Consider the following 26,389-nt stretch of genomic DNA (forward strand, 5'->3'; position numbering starts at 1 on the left):
ATGAAGAAGGTCATTAGAAATATCGTTATATTTTTTATCCTACTTATGACCTTTACAGTTCAGTCTTACGCTCAAAGCGTGGATTCTTCTGTTGTCTTTTTAAAAAATCAGCCTGAGCTGAAACTGCTTAAACTTGATACCGAAAATGCGCCTTCGCTAAAACCGGAAAATTCCACTCTCCCGCTTGCATTGGGTATAGTTATCTTCTTATATTTATTAAATCCCATGCTATTAGTAGAAGACGGTCTCGCCGTAGGAATGACAAAGGAGCTTTCTCTAGGATTTGGTGATTTTGGACAATACAGGCTCGGCGCTGAATATTCGTTTATTTTCAGATCACTCAATAAGAGCCAGTTGCGATTTTCGGGAAATTATGACATACTGACAAAGGACATCGAACCTTCCAACTTGCTTCAAACAACCGGAGCATTATCCCTCGGCGGAGGCTACTTTACGGATTTCGACAGTGATGGATTCTTTGGGCAGGCAGCTTATGGTTTCTCGATCAGGAATGACAAAATGCTTATTTTTCCACATGTAAAAGCACGTTACACAGTTATACCTACAAAAAACAGGAATAACATTTTCGATCTTTCGTTCGGGGTTATAATCGGTCTCGCTAACCCGTTCATCGATCTAAACATTAGACGAAAGCATTAACTTACACTTTGGCTGGATCAGCGACAAATAAATCTTTTCTTGAGGAATATCTTCCTCTATCATTGCAAAACCTCTTTTATAAGTCATGGGCAATGGTGCTGTTCGGGTTCAGATTCTTTTATGAACTTATCAAGCCCCCTTACGAAACAAAAGAATTCCTTCGTCAATGCTTTGAGATAGGATATAAATCTATCGGATTAACAAGTATAACCGGTTTCATCATAGGGTTAACATTAACTCTACAATCTATTCCTACCCTGGCAGATTTCGGAGCAGAGTCGCTTGTTCCTTCTATGGTAGCACTCGCTGTGATATTGGAGATCGGACCGGTGATCACATCTCTGATTTTTGCCGGTAAGGTGGGCTCGAGTATAGGTGCGGAACTTGGCTCCATGAAAGTTACTGAGCAGATAGACGCTATGGAAATATCCGGAACGAATCCCTATAACTATCTCGTCGTTACTCGTGTAGCAGCCACCACAATAATGCTTCCCCTTCTGGTGATATATGCTGATACTATTGCCCTTATGGGAGGATTTATCGCGGTTAATACATTGGCTGGCGGAATGTCGTTTCAGGTTTTCATACAGTCATCACTGTCCAGCGTAGATTTCTCGGACCTTTTACCATCTGTCATAAAGACATTCTTTTTTGGTTTTGCTGTTGGTGTAATAGGATGCTACGAAGGATATAATGCGGATCGCGGAACAGAAAGCGTTGGAATCGCGGCAAATACTGCTGTTGTCATTTCGTCACTGGCTATTATTATAATAGATATGATTAATGTTCAGATAACCTCAATACTACTATGACGGATAAGCTCGACCAAAATGATAAAGACCTTAAATTGGCGCCCCCTGATCCGGTTGACCCAAAAAAGCTTACGAAAGAAAACAGTATTCTTTTTCTTGAAGATATCCAAAAATCATTCGGCAGTAAGCAGGTATTAAAAGATATTCACCTTGCTGTCAAGAAAAAAGAAACTATCTCTATATTAGGTAAGTCCGGTACTGGTAAGTCTGTTATTTTAAAATGCATCATTGGTCTACTAAAACCCGATTTTGGTGAAGTATATGCTTTCCAGGAAGAAATAACGGGAATGAATAGAAGCCAGCTCGAAAAAGTCCGTCAGCGAATGGGCTTCCTGTTCCAGGGTGGGGCGTTATACGATTCTATGACAGTAAGAGAAAATCTTAAATTCCCTCTCGAAAGACAGCCGGATAAAATAAGCGAAGCTGAGATGGAAGAGAAAGCTGAGAATGTACTTAGAGAGGTAAGCCTGCTGGATGCTATAGACAAAATGCCTTCGGAATTATCCGGAGGTATGCTTAAACGGATAGCGCTCGCAAGAACGCTCATTTTAAGCCCGGAGATAATATTATACGATGAACCGACAACAGGACTGGATCCTGCTACATCAAAAGAAATAAGCGAACTTATTGTGAAAATGCAGGAAAAATTCGATGTAACATCTATCGTTGTAACACATGATATGCCATGCGCAAAAATAGTATCTTCAAGGATCAAAATATTAAAGGACGGGACGTTCTTTAAAGAAGGTACTTTTGATGAACTCGAAAAATCGGATGATGAATTCGTAAAAGGGTTCTTCGAATTTTATTAACCATTAATAAAACGTTATGGAAAAGTCAAAGTTTATCAAACTCGGATTCTTTGTGATCGCAGGATTAGCCGCATTTATATTTGCTATATTTTATATCGGAAACCAGCAGAACCTATTCGGTGATAATATTATTGTGTATTCCGATTTTAAAACTGTAAGCGGACTCGGTGAAGGTGCAAGTGTCAGATATTCAGGTATTGACGTTGGAACCGTCGAAAGCGTTAACATAACGGGGGTTGATAAAGTTACCGTAGGTCTTCGTGTAAAAAGCAGTGTTACAAAGTTCATCAAAAAAGATTCACAGGTTATTATCGCCTCGGACGGTTTGGTCGGAAACAAAATAGTGCAGATATCACAGGGAACAGTGAGTGCAAAGGATATTGAAGACGGTGACTTCCTCCCATCACAGGAACCCGTTGAGATCAATGACGTTATTGAGAACCTGAATGCATCATCCAAACATGCTGAGGAGATTGCACAAGATATTGCTGATATCGTCGACAAAGTAAATCAGGGTAAGGGAACTCTTGGACAGCTTATCAATAACGAAAGTCTCTATAACAATGTTGATTCGCTTATGAATAGTTATGCTTCAATAACAGGTAAGATTAATAATATTATTACCAAAGTCTCGGGAACGATCGACCAGGTTTCAACGGAATTTACAACGTTCTCTACCAGCCTTAGAAATATTACTGGTGATATAGAGGACATAACAAATAAACTTAATTCAAGCCAGAGTCTTGTTGGTACTTTATTGACCGATACCGCTTTTGCTAATGATATAAAGGGCATTATAGAAAATACAAATGCCACTACTTATAATCTCGAACAGGGATCGCTAGGCTTTTACCAAAATATGGAAGCTCTTAAACATAATTTCCTTTTCAAAGGATACTTTGAAGACCTGGGCTACTGGGACATGAATGATTTTGAACAAAAAATGGAATTGAAGGAATCGATGCTCAGACAAAGGGAATTTGAAGTAGAGCAAAAGGAAAAGCAATTAAAAGAGCTCGAAAACGCACTAAATAAAATTAAAGATAAGATAAATCAGGAAACAGAAGGTGTTGATAGCACTAAAAAGAAGTAAATTCATGCAAAATTTTCTGATTCAAATAGCACTTTATAATTTTAGTTAATATCTTTATTTTTACGAAATTCATAAAATCTAAAACAAACTTAAATATTTAAATTATAAAACATTAAGGAGAACCATTATGTCAAATGCTGAAATAGAAGCTAAAGTCAAACAGGCAATTGTCGATAAATTGGGTGTAGAAGAATCAAAAGTAACACCTGAAGCTTCTTTCATCAATGATCTCGGGGCTGATTCATTGGATACAGTTGAGCTGGTTATGAAATTTGAAGAAGAATTTGATATTAAGATTCCTGACGAAGATGCTGAATCAATTCAAACCGTCGGTGATGCTGTTAGTTATATTGAAAACAAATTATCCAGCGGTGACGGTGCTTAATTCCCTTTCTAACTAAACCATTACATGAGAAAAAGAGTTGTTGTCACAGGATTAGGTGTTGTAAGTCCTATCGGCTTGAACCTGCAGGACTTCTGGAAAAATCTCACAGCAGGTCAAAGCGGTGTTGACCTCATTACGTATTTCGATACCACTGAATTTGACACAAAGTTTGCCGCCGAGTTGAAAAATTTCGATCCGTTAAATTTTATGGATAGAAAACTTTCACAGCGTACGGATCCGTTCACACAGTATGCGCTCGCAGCAACAGAAATGGCAGTAAAAGATTCCGGCGTCGATTTCGAACAGTTCGATAAAAATCGCGTTGGTGTTGTCTACGGTTCTGGTATCGGCGGTATGTGGACTTACGATAAACAGCAGAATAATCTCTACAAAAGAGACGGCAATCCCGACAGGATAAGCCCGTTCTTTATCCCAATGCTTATAGCTGATATTGCCGCCGGCAGGATTTCGATGCAATACGGATTAAAAGGTCCTAACTATGCGACTACTTCCGCATGTACTACTTCCGCCCACTCTATAATTGATTCTGTAATGATAATACAGAGAGGCATGGCTGATATGATGGTTACCGGTGGCGCTGAAGCAGTTATCTGTCCTATGGGCGTTGGCGGTTTCAATGCAATGAAAGCCCTTTCAACCAGAAACGATGATCCTAAAAAGGCATCACGGCCTTTCGATAAAAACAGGGATGGATTCGTTATGGGTGAAGGCGGTGCAACTCTAATCCTCGAAGAGCTGGAGTCAGCTAAAAAAAGAGGAGCAACCATATATGCTGAAATAGCAGGTATAGGTATGAGCGCTGACGCTTACCATATTACCGAGCCGGCTCCTGAAGGAGAAGGTTTTGCTAATGCTATGATTGCCTCCTTAAAGGATTCGGATCTAACAGTGAATGACATTGACGTTGTAAACGCGCACGGAACATCTACATACTACAACGACAAAAACGAGACAATGGCTGTAAAACGCGTCTTTGGTGATAGAGCATATAAGATCCCTGTTCATTCTGTAAAATCTATGATTGGTCACCTCCTCGGAGCAGCCGGAGCTATTGAAGCAATAACTTCTATTTTGACTATCAAAGACAGTAAGGTTCCCCCAACAATTAACTACGAAGAAAAAGATCCCGAATGCGACCTGGATTATGTAACCGAGGGAGCAAGGGATATGGATGTAAAAACCGTACTCTCGGATAATTCCGGTTTCGGCGGACATAATACATCTATCATATTCAAAAAATACGAAGAGTAACGACGCTTGATCGCGAGCTAAATTATGTTCAAATTCCTTAAAAGTATAAAAAGGCTCCTCCCCGGTTTTAAAAAACCTGACCAGAGGGATTCCGTTTATGCACGCACCGCAAAAAAGATAGATTTCCAAAAGTTCCAAAAGACTATCCACTACTCTATTAACAATAAAGAGTTCTTTATAACCGCTCTTACTCACCGCTCATTTGTAAACATTAAAAAAGAACATATTCGAGCGGGACTTATCTCAAACGAACGGCTTGAATTTCTCGGTGACGCAGTACTTGATCTTGTTGTAGCGGAATTCCTTTATAAGAACTTCCCCATGAACGAGGAAGGCGACCTTACGAAATTCAGATCGATTCTCGTCAATAAAAGATTCCTCGCTGAGAGAGCCAAAAAGATCCATCTTCAGGACTACATACTCGCTTCATACACTGCCTTAAAATCCATTCAGGAAGGATACGACGCAATCCTGGCTGATGCTTATGAGGCTATCATTGGAGCTATCTTTCTCGATTCAGGTTATGAAGCCGCTAAAGAATTCCTCAATCAGGAGATCTTCGTTAAGCTGGATATAAAATGGCTGGATGAATTCGACGAAAATCACAAAAGCAGATTTTTAGAATACGCGCAGGCAAATACAGAATATGTTCCTGAATATTCAGTTATTAAAGAAGAGGGACCCGAACATAATAAGCTCTTCACTGTCGAGGTTTACCTGAATAGGACCAGCCTGGGAGTAGGTCAGGGTAAGTCCAAAAAGCAGGCTGAACAAATGGCTGCCAAAAACGCCATGGAAAATCTTGATAGGATCGAACCTTCCGAATTAAAGAAGAAAAAGCAAAAATAACACCCAATTAATATACTAATTTGTTATAGTTTAGGCTTGACATTAGTACCCTTTACCGATATATTTGTATCGGATTAATTAACTAAACAAGGAGAAACATAGGAGAAATTTCGACGATTTTTAATTTATTATTACAATAATGAACACATACTTAACTAAAGCCATTTATTAAGGTTTGACCGCATTAAGCTTTAATAAGTGGTTTTTTTATAGGTGAAAATTTGTTTAATAAATTAGAACTTTATTGGGATAATATACATTTTATTGGGTAAAGAAAACAAAGACTGACAATGAATTCAGCCAAAATATTAACTATCTCAATATTACTTTTTACTGCTGCTAGCCTGTCCTTTTCACAGGATAGAAGCCTTAACGATAAACAACCTGTAAGTACGGAATCTGAAAAGAGACCGGATACTTACATCGACGAAAATATCAAGCCGGGGGATGACTTCAAAGTGATCTCATCGTCCAGCTCCGCTATTGAAATTGAATACACACCTATTTATACAGGTGCATTCGATTTTATTGGCGCTACATCCAGAGACTCAAAACAAGGTTATCCCGATGCAAGATTCAGAAGCTTCCCGTTATTTTTACCGGGTCCTATGAATAACAGGATCGAGATCATCGACTATAAATACGAAGACACACAAAACTTTGACTTACCCCCTATTCCTACCCCGGTAAAGTCAAAGGACAACATGCAGACCGACTTTGAGTTAAAGAAAGATGACAAAGCATACTCTTCGAATAGTTTTTACCCTGTCGATGCCGGTTCGCTCGAACCTGTGACTATGTTCCGCAATAAATATATTTCAAACGCTATAATAAGCCCGGTTCTATACAACCCGGCTACAAAAACCCTACGAAGATATTCATACATTAAGTTTAGAGTGACTTTTGGCAGTAGCCCTATTTATACAAATAAGCAACAAAGCTTCGAGGAGAATTTATACTATCGCGACCTCGCAATTAATTCAAGTGTTGCTATCAACTGGTCGACTCCTGACTTTAATAACCCGCTTGATAACGGTCCGGCAAATAGCGTGTTGCAATCCGGTGACTTCTACAAAATAGAAGTAAAAGAAACCGGCATGTATAAACTGGACAAAAACGCCCTGCAAAATGCCGGAATAAATGTTTCCGGTATCGATCCGAGAACAATAAAGATATACGGCAACAGCGGAAGGGAAATTCCGTTCAGCAATGCTATCCCGGTTGCCACAGATCTGATCGAGAATAGGATTCTTGTTGTAGGACAGGATGATGGTGTTTTTGATGATGGAGATTATGTGGTATTCTTTGGAAGAAGCCAGAGCGACTGGACCTACTCTGAATCTGAACCATCTGTTTCACCATACTATCATTATATGAACCCCTATACAAAATCCAATTACTATTGGATCACGTTTGGCGGTTCTAACGGACTGAGAATGAATCCGGTTAATTCTCCCAATCAGGCAAACCCTTTATCGGAACCGTACTTCTATGACATATCATTCGAGGATCCGGAAGTAAATAACCTCGGTTCGACAGGAACGATATGGTTTAGCCAGAGAATAGGTCCTGGTGAAAGTTTTACTTTTAACAAATCGTTAAAAGGATACGCTCCTGGTGTACCGATGGAGATCTACTCAAAGTATGGCAACGGTACATATTTCACTACTGCATATTTTGAGTTCTCCGAATCGAGTTCGGGATATAATAGCATTACTGACGTTTTTGGATACTCCGGAGATTTTTCGCACATTAATCTTGTGGATAAGAGATTTCAGCTTACTCCTAACTCAGAAAACTTCACGCTGAGGATCTCTCTTCCATCAAATCTAAATCCGTCAAATGTTGTTGGCTATTATGACTTTGTAGAGTTTAAGTATCCGAGAACGTTTTCAAGCGTTGACAATAATACTTTATTCTTCCACGCTAAGGATACTACAGGCACATATGAATACACTGTATCGACATTTACTTCACCGGATGTGAGAATATATGACCTAACTGACGAATTTAATATAGATCTTATTACTCCTCTGTCGAACAGCAATGGAACAGTAAAATTCCAGTCCAACCAGACACAGGGAACACCCAGAACTTATTGTCTTGTTGGCGGATCAAATAATTATAAGGCTCCCCTTTCGATTTCATCCAAGGTACCTAACCAGAACCTTCATGGAATAACCGACGGTGCAAGTTTTATAATCATTACCGATAAAGAATTTATCCCGGCTGCGCAGAGATTAAAAGCAATGAGGGAAAAACCGGGTCCCAGTTACCTAAAGACAATGATCGTTGATATCGATCAGATATATAATGAGTTTTCGGCGGGTGTTATGGATCCTCTTGCTGTGAGAAGCTTTCTAAAAAGAGCATATTACAATTGGAGTGAAAGACCTGTCTATGTAATGTTCTTGGGTGATGGAAGCTATGATTTTAGAAATATCTACAATCTGCAAACGAAGAATTATCTTCCTTCTATGCAAAAATCAGACATCACGATTAACGAGATAAATAGTTTCCCGAGTGATGACTTCGTAACTAATATCAACGATACTGCTTCCCTTGTTCAGGCTGTAAAACCGGATTTTGGTGTTGGAAGAATATGTGCCAACTCATTGACCGATGCAAATAACTACATAGACAAGATAGAGAAGTATGAAAACCCGGAAAATAACGGTCTGTGGAAGAAGAAAATAATGTACGTTGCGGATGACGGCTGGACTACCAGCAATCCGGGCGGTGAAGGCTCACTCCATACCGGGCAATGTGAAATGGTAGCCGAGTTTTATACTCCGCAGGACTTTGAAAAGGAAAAAATATACATTGTTAACTATCCTACGGTAATAACTGCCCAGGGTAGAAGGAAACCTCAGGCAAACATTGACATCGTAAGAGGATGGAACGAAGGAAGGCTTGTTGTTAATTACACCGGGCACGGAAGCGCTGACCTATGGGCTCACGAACAGATATTCGAAAGACAGGTATCGATACCCCAGCTTAATAATAGCAAACGTTACCCGCTTGTTACCATAGCAAGCTGTGACCTGGCAAGATACGATGATCCGTTCTTCCCCAGCGCGGCGGAAGAGTTAACCAATCTGCCTAATAAAGGCGCTATTGGTGTCATTGCTGCCGTAAGACCCGTATACGCTTCACAGAATGCTGTATTTAACAACACATTCTGGAATAATTTTGCATGGAAAAAAGATACGCTTAACCTGCCCATCAGGATAGGAAGAGCTATGTACAATACAAAGCAGTCCTTTTCCAGCGTAAGTGATAACGACACAAAATACGTTCTGCTTTGCGATCCTACATTGAGGATTGCCATCCCGCAGTATTTTACAAGGATAGACAGCATAAACGGAACACCGGGTTCTGATACAGCCATTTTAAAAGCCTTGCAGAAAGTGAAGATCTCGGGAAGCGTACTTCGCCCTGACTCTACTTTCTGGAATGATTATAACGGTGAAGTATTTATTAAGATATTCGACGTAAGCAGGTATATAACTGTGTATGATTTTGGTTTTCCGTTTACATTTAGATTAGACGGAGGTCTGATATTTGCCGGTAATGCAAGCGTTACTAATGGTCTGTGGAATCTCGAATTTGTAGTCCCAAAGGACATATCTTATAGAAATGGAAGCGGTAAACTTATTGGTTATTTCCAAAACAGCAATACCGACGGTTCGGGTTATACCGATAGGTTTGTACTAAATGGTATTGATTCCCTTGCCGTGGCCGATACAACAGGTCCGCAAATATCGATATTTATGGGCGACCGTAATTTTAGAACCGGTGATGTTATAAATCAGAATTCGACCCTCATCGCTGACTTCTTCGATCAAAATGGAATGAACCTTACAGGTACGATAGGACACAAAATAGAGGCAATAATTAATAACAATGAGAACAATAAAATAGACCTGACATCATATTATAATGCAACAAGCGGCTATCAATACGGCTCATTGGAGTACCCCCTGCAAAATCTTGCTTCGGGTGATTATAACCTGAAGATCAAAGCTTGGGACACTTACAATAATTACTCCGTATCATCCGTAGATTTTAAAGTGATGGATAATAGCCAGCTGGTTATTGAGAATGTTTATAACTACCCGAACCCGATGACGGATAATACAAGCTTCCTCTTCAACCAAAATCTCGACCAGCCTCTGGATGTAAAGATCAAGATTTATACCGTAAGCGGAAGACTTATTAAAGAATTGACTCAAAGCAATGTAACAGATAAATTCGTCAAAATTGATTGGGACGGACGTGATGATGATGGCGACAATATTGCAAATGGAACTTATATATACCGTCTTATAGTAAAAACACAAGACGGTACGTTCAATGAAACTTCAACCGGTAAAATTGCTAAATTAAAATAATATTTTTCTTACTTAAATAGGAGCTTATCTTAGATGTTGAAAAGTAACAAAAAACGAGCAGTATACCTCTTGCTGGCAATAGTGGCTTTGTTTGCCGCTAAAGGAAATGATGTATATGCTCAGGATGAAAACTCAAATGTAATATCCACTGGTGTCCCATTTCTTCTGATCGGGCCAAACTCCAGGTTTTCAGGCATGGGTGAAACTGGTACTGCTGTAGCTGATGATGCTACCGCTATGCACTGGAATCCGGCTGGATTGGCATTTCAGGGACCCGGTACTGAGATAGACTTTACTCACTCACCATGGCTTGCTGGATTGAATATAGGTGATCTTTTCTACGATTATATTGCTGCTAAAAAGGACATAAAATCCATCAACGGAACGGTTGGCGCCAGCCTTACCTATCTTAATATCGGTGAAATTATTTTCACTGATGAAGCAGGAAGACTCGACGAATCCAAAAACTATAAAGCTTATGAGCTTGCATTCGCTCTTGGCTACGCCACAAAGCTTTCTAAAGATTTTGGTATGGGCATTACAACAAGGTTCATTTACAGCAGACTTTCGCCTCACACAGTTGGTGGTGAGCAAGGAAGCGGTACTGCTTTCACAATGAGCTTTGATATAGCTGGAATGTACAGACCTACAAAAGGTCCTAAGTTCCTCAAAGACAGGTTCTCGATCGGTCTTAATCTTTCAAACCTCGGTCCAAAGATCTCTTATGTTGATGCTGACCAGGCCGACCCTATTCCCACACAGATAAGGCTCGGACTGGCTTACGAAGTATTTAAGAACGAAGGTAACAGCTTAACTTTGACAACCGATTTCGCAAAACTTCTTGTGCACAGATACAAAGATGATAACGGTGATTTCCAATCAGATCCTTTCTATGAAGCGTTATTTACCTCATGGAGTGGTGATGTTTTATCATCTATTCAGACATCGATTGGAGCCGAATATTGGTACGGAAACCCAAAACTGATCGCGCTTAGAGCAGGTTACTTCTATGAAGATCCTTCATACGGTAACAGAAAGTTCATCACGCTCGGAGCAGGTATCAGGTACAGCCTATACGGTTTCGATTTCAGCTACATCGACGCTCTTGAAGAAAACCATCCGCTGGCTAATACCCTCAGGTTTGGTTTAAGTGTTAATTTCAAATAAGATTTATATGGAAGGGCTTGCATAAAGCCCTTCCCTTTTACTGCTTGAACTGTAATTTATAATAGAAATCCCGGAATTAATGATATTCAGAAGAGTTTTATTTGGTTTGCTGATCGTTTTTTCGGCAAACCAAATTTTATTTGCGCAAAGTACGGATAATTTTGTCCCTAAGCTTTCTCACAAGCTCCGGACCGGATTGGACAGATCTTCTTTCTTTTCCCCGGCACAATACGACGGCGTTCCCGATACTTTCAAGATCGTCGCTATCCTGGCACAGTTTCAAGAAGACAATTCCGGGCTTACTACCGGTGATGGTCATTTTGATCTTTCTAATAAGTACTACGATCCTTCTACACAAAAGGACACTGTGATCGATGCTCCGCCATATGACAGCGCATATTTCATTGACCACCTTAAGTTCTTACAGAACTATTTCTATAAGGTATCCAATGGACAGTGCATTGTTCAGTATGAGCTTTACGGCAAAGTGATCACTCTCCCTAAAAAAATGGAAGAGTATTCACCGAGAGCAAACGAAAATCTTTACAGGCTGGGTGACCTTTTCACCGATGCGTGGACTATCGCAGACAGCTTTGTGAATTTCTCCGGTTACAATGAAAATAATACCGCATTCGTCATCTTCCATGCAGGGGTTGGACGTGATGTTGACATCTCATCCATACTTGGATTCGACCCGACTCCCTATGATCTGCCGACCGTTTATCTCGGTCTAAACAACCTGCAGGAATTCTATGGAAGCAATTACACCGGCATCCAGACTAATGACGGTTTTAAGATCCAGAACTCGATGATCATTCCTTCGACTGAATTACGTGAATTGAATCTTATCAGTGGAAATTTCTTACTCGAACTCGGCTTAAACGGTATATTCAGTGCAAGCTTTGGCAGTTATCTTGGACTCCCCGACCTTTTTAATACCAGCACAGGACGTACTGCTATTGGAAGGTTCGGACTTATGGACGGTCAGAGTATATTTAGCTTCAACGGGATATTCCCGCCTGAGCCGTGCGCCTGGTCTAAAATATACCTCGGATGGCAGGAACCGATCACAATCTCCAGCGGAGCATTTAATAGTCTTCGCGTTAAAAATTCTTCGTCCGGCTTTTATTCCGACTCGACGATCTATAAAGTTTTGATTAGCAGTAAAGAGTATTTTCTTGTCGAGAACCGTAATCGTGATGAAAGTGGTACTGGACAGGTCGTTCACATGCGGAATAGAGCATTTAATGATTCTATGACATTCCTCCAGGATACGGACAATTTTAATTATTTCGACATCACAGCTGTTAGCGGTAATATAGTCGATGTTAAAACACCCGACTGGAGTTTACCGGGTTTAATTAACGATACAGCCAGTTTAAAAGGTGGAATACTCATCTGGCACATAGACGAAAATGTGATAGACGCGAATCTTTCATCTAATTCGGTTAATACAAATATTGACCACAGAGGTGTTGCTCTCATGGAAGCCAAAGGAGCGCAGACTATAGGCGTTGTCTTCTCCTCCCCGTTCGGTGAAATAGTGGGTGACGGTACATACTATGATTATTGGTACAATGGCGATCACGGCGTGCCTTCGACTATTTATTTGAATGAGTTCACACCTACGACATTCCCTAATACACTGAGCTATTCACTGGCAAATAATAACATCTTCTTTACGAATTTTACATCCACAGCGGGTATAATGAGCTTCGGTCTTTCCATTGGAAATTCGAATATCAGCCCTGTGGCTAATTTCCCTAGAATGCTCGGTATAGACTCGACCGTTAATTCACAGCCCGTACCGATAGACATCACTGCCAATGGCGTAGACAGAGTTTTCATTAATAACAACAACAGGGTTTTTGGATTCAATGCCGACGGAACAGGTTACAACAGCACTCCGGACGGACTCATTATCCCGAATTATGGAAAGTTTATTCCGCTTAGTTTTGATAACCAGATTTTTGTCGTTAATGACAGCCAGGTTGCGTTCTTTGATGCCAATATGATTCAGACTCAAACATTTAACACCGGAAGAGTCGCTACATGTCCCCCGGTACATATCAACAGCACAGGTCCTGAGGCAGTAGTCGGATTTAGGAATGGTACCGTATCAAAATACACTCCTGCGGGTGGAGTACAAAACCTTACTCCATCGACAAATCCGATAGTCGAGTTTTCGAGTCCGAATATGAATGATTTCATATTAATTGACACAACATATAAATACTTAACGACGGGAAATATTCTCTCGACAACCTCAGTTGATACATTAATTATTGACAGGTCAAATAAGATCTTGCTCAATGGCAAGGTTATTACTCAAAGTTACGGAATTACAACTATAAATAATTCTCCCGTCCTTGCAGACTTAAACAAAGACGGTAAGCAGGAGATTATTCTTGTGTCGAATGGATCGGTGTATGCTCTCAATTCGCAAGGTGTACTGCTCGATAATTTCCCAGTTAATTTCAACAAAACCATCACGTCGGGAGTCTCGGTTGGTGATATAAATAGCGATGGCGTTTTTGATCTGGTATTCGCATCATCGGACGGTAATTTGTACGCGTACAGCACTAACGGAAATATTGTAACTGGATTCCCTGTTCTTGTTGGTCCTAACTCCCTTTCTACTCCCGCGCTGGCAAATCTTAACGGTGTTGTTGGAATTTATATCTTCAGCGGAGATGGATACCTGTACGGATTCAAAACACAGTACTCTTATTCTGCTAATAATATGCTCTGGAAGAATTACCTTCACGACCAATATCTTGGCAATAAGAACTTTATATCCATCAATAATCCGCCGGTTTATGCGGGAAAGCTTCCTAAAGACAAAGTTTATAACTGGCCTAACCCGGTTTATGATAATACAACCTACATTCGTTACTACATAAATGGAGCCGCTGGTACGGTTAGTATAAAAATACTCGACCTCTCCGGCGAACAGGTCACTTCCCTCAATGCCACTTCCTTCTCTAATGCCGAGAACGAGGTAATATGGGACGTAACCAATGTCCAGAGCGGCGTTTACTATGGTGTCATAGAAGCAGAGGTTGACGGTTCTAAAGAAACACAAATAATAAAAATAGCAGTAGTAAAATAAGCTCCTTTCACTACAAGCGAGGTGAATTGTCTTATGTAATAGATAATTCACCTTTTTTATTTTAACTTTGTATATATGACGCTTTTCTTCATCATCACCGTTGTTGCCTATTTACTGGTTCACCTCCTTCTATATTTTGGATTGCTTAGATCTATGCGCCTTAAGCAAGACCGTGATAAACCCCTTCCAAAAGTTACTCTGATCGTTGCCGCTAGAAATGAAGAAAAAATAATCGCCCGCTGTATCTCTTTCCTAAAAAAGCTTGAATATGATAAAAGCCTTCTCGAAATATTTCTCGTAAATGATAAATCCGATGATCGCACAAAAGAGATAATGCTTGAAGAAACAAAGGGGCTGGATTATTTTAAGGTAATTGACTCGGAACCCGACGAAACAGGCAACCTGCTCGGCAAACCTAATGCTATAGATACGGCAATAAGGAAAGCAAGCGGTGAAATACTCTTCACAACCGATGCCGACTGTGAAGCGCCTCCCGAATGGTTACTCGAAACAGTATCATATTACGATGAAAAGACCGCTATCATCGGCGGCTTTACAAACATCGATTACAGCGGGTCCATATTCAATAAAGTACAATCGCTCGATTGGGTATACCTCCATTCACTTGCCGCTGGAAGCGCAGGAATTAATTCCCCTATCGCGTGCATTGGGAATAACATGTCATTCCGTAAAGATATTTACGATAAAGTTGGCGGTTTTGCGAGTATACCTTTCTCTATCACTGAAGACCTGGCTCTCCTGCGTGAAGTAGACCGCAACCACAAGGATTATAATATAAAATATCCCGTTGACCCTAAGTGCCTTATGAAGACCGAACCGTGTCGCGACTTCCTCACACTTGCCCGCCAAAAGAAACGCTGGCTAAAGGGCGCTACACGCGTCAACTGGCTCGGATTTATATTCGCATTCGAGTACGCGGCAATAAACATTCTTTTTATTGCCGGATATCTTTTTCTTGATTTGCAGGATTATTTATGGATGGTGCTTGTTATTTTCCTCTCTGAACTCATCTCTATCGTTCCCGTCATAAGGAGATTCAAACTCAAAAACCTTCTCATATATTACCCGTTCTTCAGGATATACTTTACAATATACTCACTCTTTACGCCCGTCTTGTTTTTAACAGGAAAGAAAATAATCTGGAAAGGCAGGAAGTTCTAGAATTTTATTACAGGGAAGTGGAATCTGGTATTTATTCCAAAAGTAGAATAATCTCCGGCGCTGTTATATGTCGTATATATATCGAAAATGAATAAAGTAAACCCTACACCGCCTCCGAAACCTACAACATTTTCACTAAGAGCAAATCCTGGATTAAATTCGGCCGGTGAGATCTCACGCTCCACCTTCATCATCTTTACATGTAATGTAACAAAAGGTATCGTGAAGTCTGATTTAAGGAATTTATTCAGGATAATATCTACCGATCCGCCAAATGAAGTTATGCTCGTCTTAAATGTACTCAGGAAATTAGCCGTCTTTATCTCATCCGTTCCTTCGTGGGACTCATACTGGAATAATCCCGCGATAACAAAGGGATATATCTTGCTGTGAGCAAATTCCAGCCTCAATCCGTAATCAAATGCGCCCTTTGAGTTATTGGAAAATTCCTGTAGTGGAAATTCGAACCCTAAGAATGGTGAGATAAAAATACCGCCCGCGTCTATCTTCTGTTCGGGCTTTAAATTAGGAGAGTATTTTAATTCCGGTAGTTCTGTTCCTTGTCCTCTCATGTTAGCGGGACGGGTAAGCTCTTGTGAATACACATTCACTGCAAATAATAGCGCAAGTAATACCGGAAGGCTCTTCATTTTCATCTTTTTTTGCTTAAAAAACGGTTTATATCTTCGTATTGCTTATCGGATAAACTACCTTTTTCTTTAGCTACTTTCGAGGTCAATTTGCTTGCCTCTTTGTAAAACGCTTCCATTTCGGGCAGGTGCTTCTTTAAATACTCCACATGCGCGGATATTGTTTCCATGTCATTCCTCTCGACCGGACCCGTTAGCGACCCTGCCGTGCCGTTTCTATTTATGTTCTTGAGCGTCTGCTTTATTATGCCCTTATACACACTATACGCGTCGACGTCATTTATCCCGGCTTTACTCAGTACATCAGACAATACCGCAATATTCGTTACAAGGAAGTTCGACGCTATTACGCTGGCTAAATGATACAGTGGTTTCTTCGCTGACACGATTTCCAGCACCCCAGATCCCAGCTTCTTTGCGGCCTTGTTAAGAAATTTCTTTACTTCCTCATCTCCTTCTATTCCGAAATATATCCCTTTTAATAACCTCTGATTCTTAAAACTAACTCCGCTGAATGTCTGTATCGGATGAAATGACCCTGTCAATGCGCCCTTTCTCTTTAAACCGCTCAGCGCGCGTGACGGAACCGACCCGCTTGTATGAATGAACATCTTACCTTCTACATCCGCGCCTGTTGCTTTGATCTCATCCACCGCTTCTTTCAACTGCGCGTCCCTCACCGTTATAAATACGATTGAAGACTTATCCAGTATCTCCTGCGACAATGTAAATGATATCTTACTGCCTTTGATCTTCTTTGACACTTTTCCGAGTATCTTCTCGTCTCTGCCTACCAGGTATTTCACCTTATACCCGGCATCAGCCAGCTCTATCGCCAGCGCTGAACCCGTCTTTCCTACTCCTAATATGCAGATCTTTTTTTTCTTCACACTATTTATCTAAAATTATCGTTACAGGACCTTCGTTTACAAGCGACACTTTCATCTCTGCCGCAAATACACCTGTCTTTATCTTCTCCGCCTGATAGTACTCTTTCATTTCTTTAACGATAAACTCGTACAATTCATTCGCCCTTCCCGGCTCCTCTGCCATTGTAAAGCTCGGTCTGTTACCGCTCTTACTGTCATCCGTACACAGAGTGAATTGCGATATAACCAGCACCTCACCGTCCACGTCACGCAGTCCAAGGTTCATCTTCCCCGCATCATCCTGGAATATCCTCAGGTCAATTATCTTTTTTGCAAGTGGCGATGCGTTTGCTTCACCATCCCCCTTCTTTATCCCGAGCAAAACAAGGTACCCTTGTCCTATCGAACTGTATTCCTTTCCATCTATCTCTACGCTCGCTTCCGATACCCTCTGTATCACCGCTATCAAACCGTCACCTCCATGATCCTTTCTATCCCGTTAAGATCTTTATAAAAACTATACTCTCTTATTCCTTCTTCTTTCAATAGTCTTTCCAGTTCATCCTTCTGTCCGAATCCTATCTCGCAAAATATCTTCGACCCGTTTTTCATTTCCTTTGACTGTTCTATGAATTTCCTGTAAAAAGTCATCCCATCGCCGTTATCCGTAAGCGCGCATTCCGGCTCATGTTCGAGTATCTCTTTGGATAATTCACTGTACTCATCCTGTGAGACATACGGCGGATTCGACACCAGATAATCAGTTTCATTATTTACTATCACTGAATCCAATACATTGCCGGTCTTTATCTCTATTCTCCCATCTATTAAGTGATTATATACCAGGTTCTCTAATGCAGTATCAACTGCCTCTTGTGATATGTCGTATGCGGTTATGTGATAGTTTATTTCCATTTTTTGTAACTCTTTGCCTAAAGCCCCAGCTATACATCCTGAACCCGTTCCTGCTTCCACAATGTTCACATCATTCTTTCCTGACTGTCTTATATCCTCCAGCACTTTCTCCACCAATAGCTCCGTTTCCGGTCGCGGTATCAGTACAGACGGGTTCACCTTAATGTCATACCCGTAAAAATTCACGCTCCCCATTATATACTGCAACGGTTCGCCAATCAGCCTTCTTTCGAGGAAATTATTATACCTGTCGAGTTCACTTCCCTGCATCACTTTGTCACCGATTCTCCTTAACTCAGTCCTCTTGCAATCCAGCATATCGGAAAGAAATATCTCGACATTCGCCCTGGCTTCGTCTACGCCTCCCTTTTCCAGCAATTCAACCCCGTAATCTACTGCATCGCTGACCGTGAATATTCCTGCCTTATTTAAATGCTGACGGTTTTTTGTCGCCTCCATAAACCACCACTCCATTTACAATTGTTTTAAGCACCTTCGTTTCCAGCAGGTTCTTACTGTCGGCAAATATATCATTTGATATTACAATCATATCTGCGTACTTATCTTTCTCTATAGAACCTCTGAACTTTTCTTCAAACGCCGAATACGCCGCCCATACTGTGTAAGCCCTTATCGCATCCTGCAGTGATATCTTTTGATTTTGATTTGGTATCTTCACACTGTCGCTTCCTATCACCGACCTCGTCGTAAGATAATACATCTGCACGAACGGATTCAGTATGTGGAACGGAAAGTCCGATCCTGCCGTTATCTTTCCGGCAGACTGTATCAATGAATTCCACAGGCCCAGGTTCTTCTCATTGCTCTCATTTATCAAAAACGGCAGTATCTGCGCGTCCGATATACAAACTTCCGGCCTTATCGAAGGAATAACCTTGAGATCTTTTATCCTTGTCAGATCTTTCTCTCTCACGAACTCACTCTGCTCCAATACCGTCCTGTGATCCTCCGGCTTCACGTCTCGCACTACCCGCTCTATTGCATCGAGACTCTTCTCAACTCCCAGGTCGCCCACTGCCTTCACCCTTAGCTGAAATCCTTTCTCTAATCCTCTCTTAAATACACTCTCTATTTGTGTATCGGAATCATATGGAGTTTTTCTTTTTGGATCGTTCTTATACTCGTCTATCATAGCCGCATCCTGCAGTTCGAATGCCCCGTCATAATCCATGGAAACAGACCTTATCGTCAGCTTATCTTTATAGTTTACTTCTATTCCCTTTTCTAAATACTTCTCGAATCCTTCATCACCGCCTGTTAATACCGCGTAAACCCCAACCGGGAATTTACCCTCGTCTATCAATCCTCGAATCGTTTCTATTCCGTCACTTGTGAGATACCTATCCTGAACTTCTGTTATACCCCAGCTGAGTAATTCATTGCCCGCATCCGAAAGCAGTTTCTTTTGTCTGTCTATTGTTAATTCCGGTATGATTTTCCTTACCAGGTCCATAGCTGAACCCGCAAGAATCCCTATCAACTGACCGCTCTCTTCATCTACTAATATCTCGCCATTCTCGGGAGATTGTGTCTCAGGCGTTATCCCCGCGGTTTGGAATAATTTCGAGTTACCCCATAATGCTATGTTCAAATTATCGATAAGGTATATATTCTTATCTGTGGATACTTCGTCTAATGTTTCCTTTGTTATCAGCTCGAGATCCTCTTCAGGGAATAATTCCGGGTTAAATCCGTAACCACCTATCCATTCCTCGCCACTGCTGGTTGCTATTTTATCCTTCAAAAGCTTCTTAATCTGCTCGACACTCGTAGCGCCCGCTAAATTTACCAGATCCAGATTTCTCGAATAAATAAACAAATTCCCATCGGTATCTATCAATCCCGGCAAAACTATCTTCCCGCCAAGGTCTACGGTCTCGCTTCCTTTATATTTTTCCGATATTTCCGATGTAGTCCCCACATCCAGTATTTTCCCATCCTTTATCGCTACAGCCTCAACCACGCTGTTTTTATCATCCATTGTGTATATTTTGCCGTTTGTGTACACTACATCCGGGTTAGTTGAGCACCCCGTTAGCCAAAATATACCTATAATCAATAATATCGCAGGAATTACCTTTCTAAAGCTCATTAAGTAATTGTTTATTTTAGTAAATGATTGTCAAAAATACTAAATTAACCCTTCAATTAAAATGGAATAAATTGATTCCGCTAATTGCTCTAATTTGCATTTTTTTAATAATGTTATGATAATTAATTAAAGAATAAAATTAAGAGATTAGTATTGAATTATAGGAATTAATTAGATAATTTTGAAAAAATATAGAGAATTATGAAAAAGTCCTTCTCAATGAAAAAACTGTATTACTCCATCAGCGAGGTGAGCAAGATCACCGAACTGGAGCAATACGTTCTCAGGTACTGGGAAACTGAATTTGAACAACTGAAACCGGCTAAAAATCTCGCCGGGAACAGGATATATACAAATAAGGACATAAAGCTCATTCTCTATATCAAAAAGCTCCTTCGTGAAGAAAAATACACTATCGAAGGCGCGAAAAAACTACTCAAGAACTATACTGCAAAAGAGCAGGAATCCGACTCCGAAAAGAAGTCCCTTGCTTCTTCTAAGCCGGAAAACTACAAAAGTGAACTTTCTCTATTCAATCCCGAAGAAGGAGAAAACGAAGAATCCCTTAAAAAGGAAAATAAACTGCTCAAAAAGGATCTGCAGGAGATCAAATCGCTCCTTTCAGACCTGCTTAATGGATTATAATAAGTTTTCGTAAGGCTCCCGTTTTTATTTTTTTAAAGTTAATTTACCCTTAGATAATACCATCTAAGGGAACGATTTGTTAATTTTAAATAATAACTGGAGATTAAAATGAGAAAAATCTACCTTCCTTTAATATTCTTTATCTTCATTCTTAGCTCTAATTCATATTCACAATTTGTAAGCTGGCATCAATCTTACAACGGTACGGGAAACGGAACGGATGTTTCTACATCGCTTGTGATGTCGAGTAATAGCTCTAAAATTGCATCTACGGTGTCGGGTTATACTTTTAATGGATCCAACCTTGATATTAGAACTATACAATATCGGTATTCCGGAAGTTTTAATTGGGGCACAACAACCGACAGGGGCGGTGACGATGCGGTATATGACCTGGCGCTATCACCGGATACTAATTTTATTTATGCGGTAGGTTATAGTGAAGACACAACTACCGGGAAAGACATCATCCTGATCAAATACAAAGAGTCGAATGGTGCGGTAATTTGGACGAGATATTATAACAGGAATGGAGCAGGAGATGATGAAGCATTCTCACTAATTATTGACAGGGCAAGTAATATTTTCATTGCAGGATATAGCGACGAAATTGCTGGAACCGGGCATGATTTTACCGCGCTCAAATATGACTCGGCTGGTAATCTCATATGGGCTCGTCACCACAACGCTTTTAATAACGGATTTGATGAAGCACTGGAGGTTAAGCTGGATTCTACAGCTACTCCATATTTCACTGGCAGGTTCGATAATGGCGGCAATATTGATTATGGAACTGTTAAGTATGATTCGAGTGGTAACTTCCGCTGGGCAAAATCATATAACGGAGGCTTTAATGGAAATGATTACGCTGTGGGACTCGGCGTAAGTCAACCTACTGGAGATATTTATGTGACGGGTTACAGCGATACAACGGGAGGATTCGATTTCGTTACTATCAAATATGATTCAGCTGGACAGGTAATATGGCTCGATAAGCATAATGGTTCCGGTGACGGTAATGACTATGCTTCTCAGATTGAAGTTGATCATAATGGCAATATTATCGTTGCGGGAACAACATATGGCGGTACAACTAATAAACAGGAATATACCACGATAAAGTACTTCCCAAACGGAACCCGTGACTGGACAAATGTTTTGAACAGTACTTTTAATGATAACGATAGTGTTACTGCAATCCATATCAATGAGATTAATTGCGTTTACGTTACCGGCACCAGCAAAGGAAGTTCTAATTATAATTTTGTTACGGTATTGTACAATACTGCCGGCTGGACACACTGGAGTAATACCGTAAATAGCCTTAATAATGGCGAAGATGTGCCGAGATCTATTAAATCTATTAAAACCGATGCTACTATTACAGGTACCAGGGAAATTGCAGGAAACTACGACTATTACACCTTTTTGTATGGCGGAATTATTGACAATGTAAATATTGTTTCGTACTCTGTCCCGGATAACTATTCCTTATCGCAAAATTATCCTAATCCTTTTAACCCGTCCACAAAGATAAGGTTCGGTATTCAACACTCTACTAGTGCTGATATAACCATTTATGATATTATGGGCAGAAAAGTGGAAAACATATTACAAAAACAACTCACCCCGGGAACATATGAAGTAAAATGGGACGCTTCTAAATACTCCAGCGGTGTTTACTTTTATAGATTTACCACTCCGGGGTTTTCCGACATGAAAAAAATGATTCTTCTTAAATAATTCTTACGACTTTTTACACTTCTTTTATAAACCGGTGTTGGTATTTTACAACATCGGTTTTTTATTTAAATAGATTGAATGGAAGACCTTCTCGCTGCGCGCCTCCAAATGGCGGTCTCACTTGGATTTCACATCATTTTCGCATGTATTGGTATGTCTATGCCCTTCCTTATGGCTGTCGCCGAATGGAAATATAACCGCACCGGTGATAAAGTATATCTCGACCTTACTAAAGCATGGTCCAAAGGCGTTGCTATCTTCTTTGCGACTGGCGCAGTATCGGGAACTGTCCTTTCATTTGAGCTCGGTCTTCTCTGGCCTAAATTCATGGATCACGCCGGTCCTATTATCGGAATGCCCTTCTCTCTCGAAGGAACGGCGTTCTTTCTCGAAGCTATCGCGTTAGGGCTTTATCTCTATGGCTGGAATCGTGTCAACAAGTGGGCGCACTGGGTTTTTGGTTTGATAATCGGTGTCAGCGGTGTCGCATCAGGCATATTTGTAGTTTCCGCTAACTCATGGATGAATAGCCCTACCGGGTTCGACTGGGTTGACGGTAAAGCAATTAATGTCGATCCCGTTGCCGCTATGTTCAATCCCGCGTGGCTCTCTCAGGCGCATCATATGATACTCGCCGCTTTTGTTGCAACTGCATTTGCAGTAGCCGGTATTCACGCTTTCTTGCTAATTAGAAACCCCGGTCATGAACTTCACAAACGCGCTTTAAAGATCGCTATGATGTTTGCCGCTGTCTTTGCATTACTGCAGCCAATTAGCGGAGATCTTTCAGCTAAATTCGTCGCTCGCAATCAACCGCTAAAGCTCGCTGCAATGGAGGGATTGTTCAAGACTACGACACACGCGCCTCTTACTATCGGCGGTATCCCCGACATGAAAGAGAAAAAGATGAACTTCGGTATTGAGATACCCGGCGGTTTGAGCTTCCTCGCATTTGAAGATTTTAACGCCGAAGTAAAAGGTCTGGACGCTTTCCCGGAAGACGAGTGGCCTCCCGTACCTATTGTGCATATCTCATTCCAGATAATGGTCGGGATTGGCTCTATTCTAGCGTTAATTGGGGTTCTGTATCTATACTTCTTATTCCGTAAGAAGAACCAGATGTTTAATAAGTGGTATCTTAAATTGCTCTTTCTCTGCACACCGCTCGGGTTTATTGCGGTTGAAGCAGGCTGGTTCGTCACCGAGGTCGGCAGACAGCCGTGGATCATTTACGGCATTATGAAAACAAAAGACTCGCTGACTTCTATGCCCGGGCTTACTTACACTCTTATACTCTATACTGTTTTATACCTTATACTATCATTTATTGTAGCGTGGCTTATGTACAGACAAATAAAAGCATTACACATTAAATATTCCGCAGATGCTTGAGGTGGTAATAATATTCCTGGGATTATCCCTTTTGCTTTATGTGCTGTTTGGAGGCGCTGACTTCGGCGGAGGCATTATCGAACTCGTATTCGCGCGCCGTATAAAAGAACCGCAAAAGCTCATCATAGACCGGGCTATTGCTCCTGTGTGGGAAGCTAACCACATGTGGCTAATTATTGTCGTAGTTATTCTATTTGTAGGTTTCCCGGCTGTTTACTCGACGATGCTCACGTACCTGCATCTCCCTGTGACAGCATTGCTTGTGGGAATTGTCATCCGCGGAACCGCCTTTACATTCCGCCATTATGACGCTATAAAAGACAATTCGCAAAAATACTACGAACTGCTTTTCAAACTATCCAGCCTCTGGACATCATTTTTCCTCGGCGTAACGATGGGTGCTATGGTATATGGCAGGATCGATCCTGATGGTACTTCGTTCGTAAAACAATTCGTTTCACCCTGGTTTAATCCTTTCTGCATCAGTATCGGAATATTCACTTGCTGTATCTTTGCTTTTCTCGCCGCGGTATATCTTATTGGCGAATCCGATGACGATGAATCCAGGAAAGTATTTATTAAAATAGGAAAAGTGCTTAATCTCCTTACGGTTATTACAGGCGGAACGGTTTTCTTAACGGGCAGGAATAACAGCTTCCATCTGCTCGAAATGTTCCTTAATTCCACGTTTGCGCTCGAGTGCATCGCTCTTGCGACGCTTTCACTCCCGGTACTCTGGATTGCTCTAAAAAATGGTAAAGGCTTGATAGCCCGCCTCACCGCAGGCTTCCAGATACTAATGATCATGCTGGCTTGGTACGCGGTCAATTTCCCTATTGTGCTCAACGTCAACAATACTTCATATATTACGCTCACCGAAAATACTGCCCCGCAATCGACGTTGACAATACTCGCGCTCGCGCTTTTATTCGGCTCTCTGTTTATACTTCCGTTTCTGTTTTATCTATTGAGGGTATTTAAACTGAATAGGACGGGAAAATAATTCGGTTTGGACAAAAAAATAGGAGAGATACTTATAAAGGCTGCTCCTAAATCAAAAGGGAGTTTAAAAAGAACGAAAAAGCAACCAATTTCCTTCTAGCGTTATCGTATCTCTCCTGCAAATTATAACAACATCCCTATAGAATTAATTCCACAAAAAGCACTTCATAACTGACTGTAATATCATACCTAAACTCCCCCATTATTGCCGTACAACAATTACCATACTTGATTAGGCATAGCATATCTACTTTAGAAATAATAAATTAGCGGACAAAGTTTAAAGCAATTTGTCAAATATCTTCAAAAAAATACTCCGCTTCTTTAAAAGGCTCATTTTTAGCCTTCCGCGAAGCTTTCTCCACAGAGTAAAAGAGATCTATGGCTTGTTAGTGCAGACTATATATGAATTTGCCGACGATAAAGCCGTAAAAATGTCCGCCGCGCTGTCATTTTACATGATATTTTCTCTCTCTCCGCTGTTAATTATCATCGTCGCAGTGCTGGGCTTTATTTTTGGGCAGGATGCCGCTTCCGGGCAGATCGTCGCCCAGATACAGGATACTATCGGAAAAGAGAATGCTGAAGTCGTTCAGTCACTACTGCAAAATGTTTCCACTCCATCTTCGGGAATAATAGCTACAATAGTGGGTGGTGGTATCATTATTTTCGCGTCGGCAGGTATTTTTGTCGAATTAAAGGAATCCCTTAACATGATATGGGGTGTCGAACCCGTTCCTGCCGGAATACTGGGCTTCCTCCGCAACCGAGCTAAATCATTCGTTATGGTACTCATCATAATGCTTCTTCTTTTCGTTACCATTATCAGCTCTACCGCTCTCTCCACAATAAATAATGTAATGGATGGAAAATTAAGCGATTTCGTACCCGGCTGGCAGTACATTAATATATTCCTGAACTACATTATGACGACAGTCCTTATTGCAGTGATATATAAATTCCTTCCCGACGTTATAGTACGATGGAGATTTGTATGGCTCGGCGCGCTGATAACTGCGCTTCTACTTGCTCTCGGTAAGTATCTTATAGGCGTGTATTTGGCTGAAAGCTCTTACAAATCCCTTTTCGGCGCGGCAGGTTCGCTTGTTATATTTATGATCTGGATTTACTATTCTTCATTTATATTTTTCTTCGGCGCGGAGTTTACCCAGGTTTACAGGAATAAATACGCCATTACACCGCTCCGGACAAATAAGTATGCCCTTAAAGTCGAAAAGGTCACCAGTCTCATCAATGACGCCATGGATAAAGTAGAACAAAAAACCCCGAAATGAATCATTCCGGGGTTTCGGCTAATTAGC

Annotated in this window: 21 protein-coding genes; 16 read left to right on the plus strand and 5 right to left on the minus strand. The window is 40.9% G+C overall.

The annotated features are described in order from the left end of the window. The 11 genes from H6614_06395 (at position 1) to H6614_06445 (ending at position 15,738) form a co-directional block, all read left to right on the plus strand. Positions 1–660 (plus strand): hypothetical protein, encoded by a 660-nt coding sequence (locus H6614_06395; protein ID MCB9243284.1) that lies wholly within the window; start codon positions 1–3, stop codon positions 658–660. 92 nt (positions 661–752) lie between these two features. After that, a complete protein-coding gene (locus tag H6614_06400) occupies positions 753–1,472 on the plus strand; it encodes an ABC transporter permease (GenBank protein MCB9243285.1) in 720 nt (239 codons plus the stop codon). Continuing rightward, positions 1,469–2,284: an ATP-binding cassette domain-containing protein gene (locus H6614_06405; protein MCB9243286.1), complete on the plus strand. Its 816-nt coding sequence runs from the start codon at positions 1,469–1,471 to the stop codon at positions 2,282–2,284. The genes H6614_06400 and H6614_06405 overlap by 4 nt, the downstream gene beginning before the upstream one ends. A gap of 16 nt (positions 2,285–2,300) precedes the next feature. After that, a complete protein-coding gene (locus H6614_06410) occupies positions 2,301–3,377 on the plus strand; it encodes an MCE family protein (protein ID MCB9243287.1) in 1,077 nt (358 codons plus the stop codon). Positions 3,378–3,504: 127 nt separating this feature from the next. Next, a complete protein-coding gene (locus H6614_06415) occupies positions 3,505–3,762 on the plus strand; it encodes an acyl carrier protein (GenBank protein ID MCB9243288.1) in 258 nt (85 codons plus the stop codon). Between the two features lie 24 nt (positions 3,763–3,786). Then, a complete protein-coding gene (gene fabF, locus H6614_06420; protein MCB9243289.1) occupies positions 3,787–5,034 on the plus strand; it encodes a beta-ketoacyl-ACP synthase II in 1,248 nt (415 codons plus the stop codon). Positions 5,035–5,058: 24 nt separating this feature from the next. Then, entirely contained in the window at positions 5,059–5,883 is an 825-nt protein-coding gene (gene rnc, locus H6614_06425; protein MCB9243290.1) for a ribonuclease III, read from the plus strand. Positions 5,884–6,173: 290 nt separating this feature from the next. After that, a complete protein-coding gene (gene porU, locus H6614_06430; protein MCB9243291.1) occupies positions 6,174–10,277 on the plus strand; it encodes a type IX secretion system sortase PorU in 4,104 nt (1,367 codons plus the stop codon). Between the two features lie 33 nt (positions 10,278–10,310). After that, the gene (porV, locus tag H6614_06435) at positions 10,311–11,444 is read left to right on the plus strand and encodes a type IX secretion system outer membrane channel protein PorV (GenBank protein MCB9243292.1); all 1,134 of its coding nucleotides are present in this window, start codon (positions 10,311–10,313) and stop codon (positions 11,442–11,444) included. Positions 11,445–11,523: 79 nt separating this feature from the next. Further along, complete coding sequence (locus tag H6614_06440; GenBank protein MCB9243293.1) at positions 11,524–14,556, plus strand: hypothetical protein; 3,033 nt, start codon at positions 11,524–11,526, stop codon at positions 14,554–14,556. 75 nt (positions 14,557–14,631) lie between these two features. Next, complete coding sequence (locus tag H6614_06445; protein ID MCB9243294.1) at positions 14,632–15,738, plus strand: glycosyltransferase; 1,107 nt, start codon at positions 14,632–14,634, stop codon at positions 15,736–15,738. Here the strand turns inward: H6614_06445 and H6614_06450 are convergent. Genes H6614_06450 through H6614_06470 form a run of 5 tightly spaced genes read right to left on the minus strand, consistent with a single transcriptional unit; the run spans position 15,735 to position 20,285 of the window. Further along, positions 15,735–16,388: a hypothetical protein gene (locus H6614_06450; GenBank protein MCB9243295.1), complete on the minus strand. Its 654-nt coding sequence runs from the start codon at positions 16,386–16,388 to the stop codon at positions 15,735–15,737. The genes H6614_06445 and H6614_06450 overlap by 4 nt on opposite strands. Before the next feature lie 2 nt (positions 16,389–16,390). Then, positions 16,391–17,278, minus strand: a complete 888-nt coding sequence (locus H6614_06455) for a DUF2520 domain-containing protein (protein ID MCB9243296.1) — start codon at positions 17,276–17,278, stop codon at positions 16,391–16,393. Position 17,279: 1 nt separating this feature from the next. Next, positions 17,280–17,726: a D-tyrosyl-tRNA(Tyr) deacylase gene (locus H6614_06460; GenBank protein MCB9243297.1), complete on the minus strand. Its 447-nt coding sequence runs from the start codon at positions 17,724–17,726 to the stop codon at positions 17,280–17,282. Beyond that, complete coding sequence (gene prmC / locus H6614_06465; protein ID MCB9243298.1) at positions 17,723–18,631, minus strand: peptide chain release factor N(5)-glutamine methyltransferase; 909 nt, start codon at positions 18,629–18,631, stop codon at positions 17,723–17,725. The genes H6614_06460 and prmC overlap by 4 nt, the downstream gene beginning before the upstream one ends. Further along, a complete protein-coding gene (locus H6614_06470) occupies positions 18,597–20,285 on the minus strand; it encodes an amidohydrolase (protein MCB9243299.1) in 1,689 nt (562 codons plus the stop codon). The genes prmC and H6614_06470 overlap by 35 nt, the downstream gene beginning before the upstream one ends. A 201-nt stretch (positions 20,286–20,486) precedes the next feature. Between H6614_06470 and H6614_06475 the strand changes: the two genes are divergently transcribed. The 5 genes from H6614_06475 (at position 20,487) to H6614_06495 (ending at position 26,362) form a co-directional block, all read left to right on the plus strand. Beyond that, positions 20,487–20,930, plus strand: a complete 444-nt coding sequence (locus H6614_06475; protein MCB9243300.1) for a MerR family transcriptional regulator — start codon at positions 20,487–20,489, stop codon at positions 20,928–20,930. Positions 20,931–21,038: 108 nt separating this feature from the next. Then, on the plus strand, positions 21,039–22,673 hold the full coding sequence (locus H6614_06480) for a T9SS type A sorting domain-containing protein (protein MCB9243301.1): 1,635 nt from the start codon (positions 21,039–21,041) through the stop codon (positions 22,671–22,673). A gap of 78 nt (positions 22,674–22,751) precedes the next feature. Then, complete coding sequence (locus H6614_06485) at positions 22,752–24,065, plus strand: cytochrome ubiquinol oxidase subunit I (GenBank protein ID MCB9243302.1); 1,314 nt, start codon at positions 22,752–22,754, stop codon at positions 24,063–24,065. Then, a complete protein-coding gene (locus H6614_06490) occupies positions 24,058–25,068 on the plus strand; it encodes a cytochrome d ubiquinol oxidase subunit II (protein ID MCB9243303.1) in 1,011 nt (336 codons plus the stop codon). The genes H6614_06485 and H6614_06490 overlap by 8 nt, the downstream gene beginning before the upstream one ends. 289 nt (positions 25,069–25,357) lie before the next feature. Next, complete coding sequence (locus tag H6614_06495; protein ID MCB9243304.1) at positions 25,358–26,362, plus strand: YihY/virulence factor BrkB family protein; 1,005 nt, start codon at positions 25,358–25,360, stop codon at positions 26,360–26,362. Positions 26,363–26,389: the final 27 nt, after the last annotated feature.

It is taken from the genome of Ignavibacteriales bacterium (assembly GCA_020635255.1).
Taxonomy (GTDB): domain Bacteria; phylum Bacteroidota; class Ignavibacteria; order Tepidaquicellales; family Tepidaquicellaceae; genus JAEYVS01.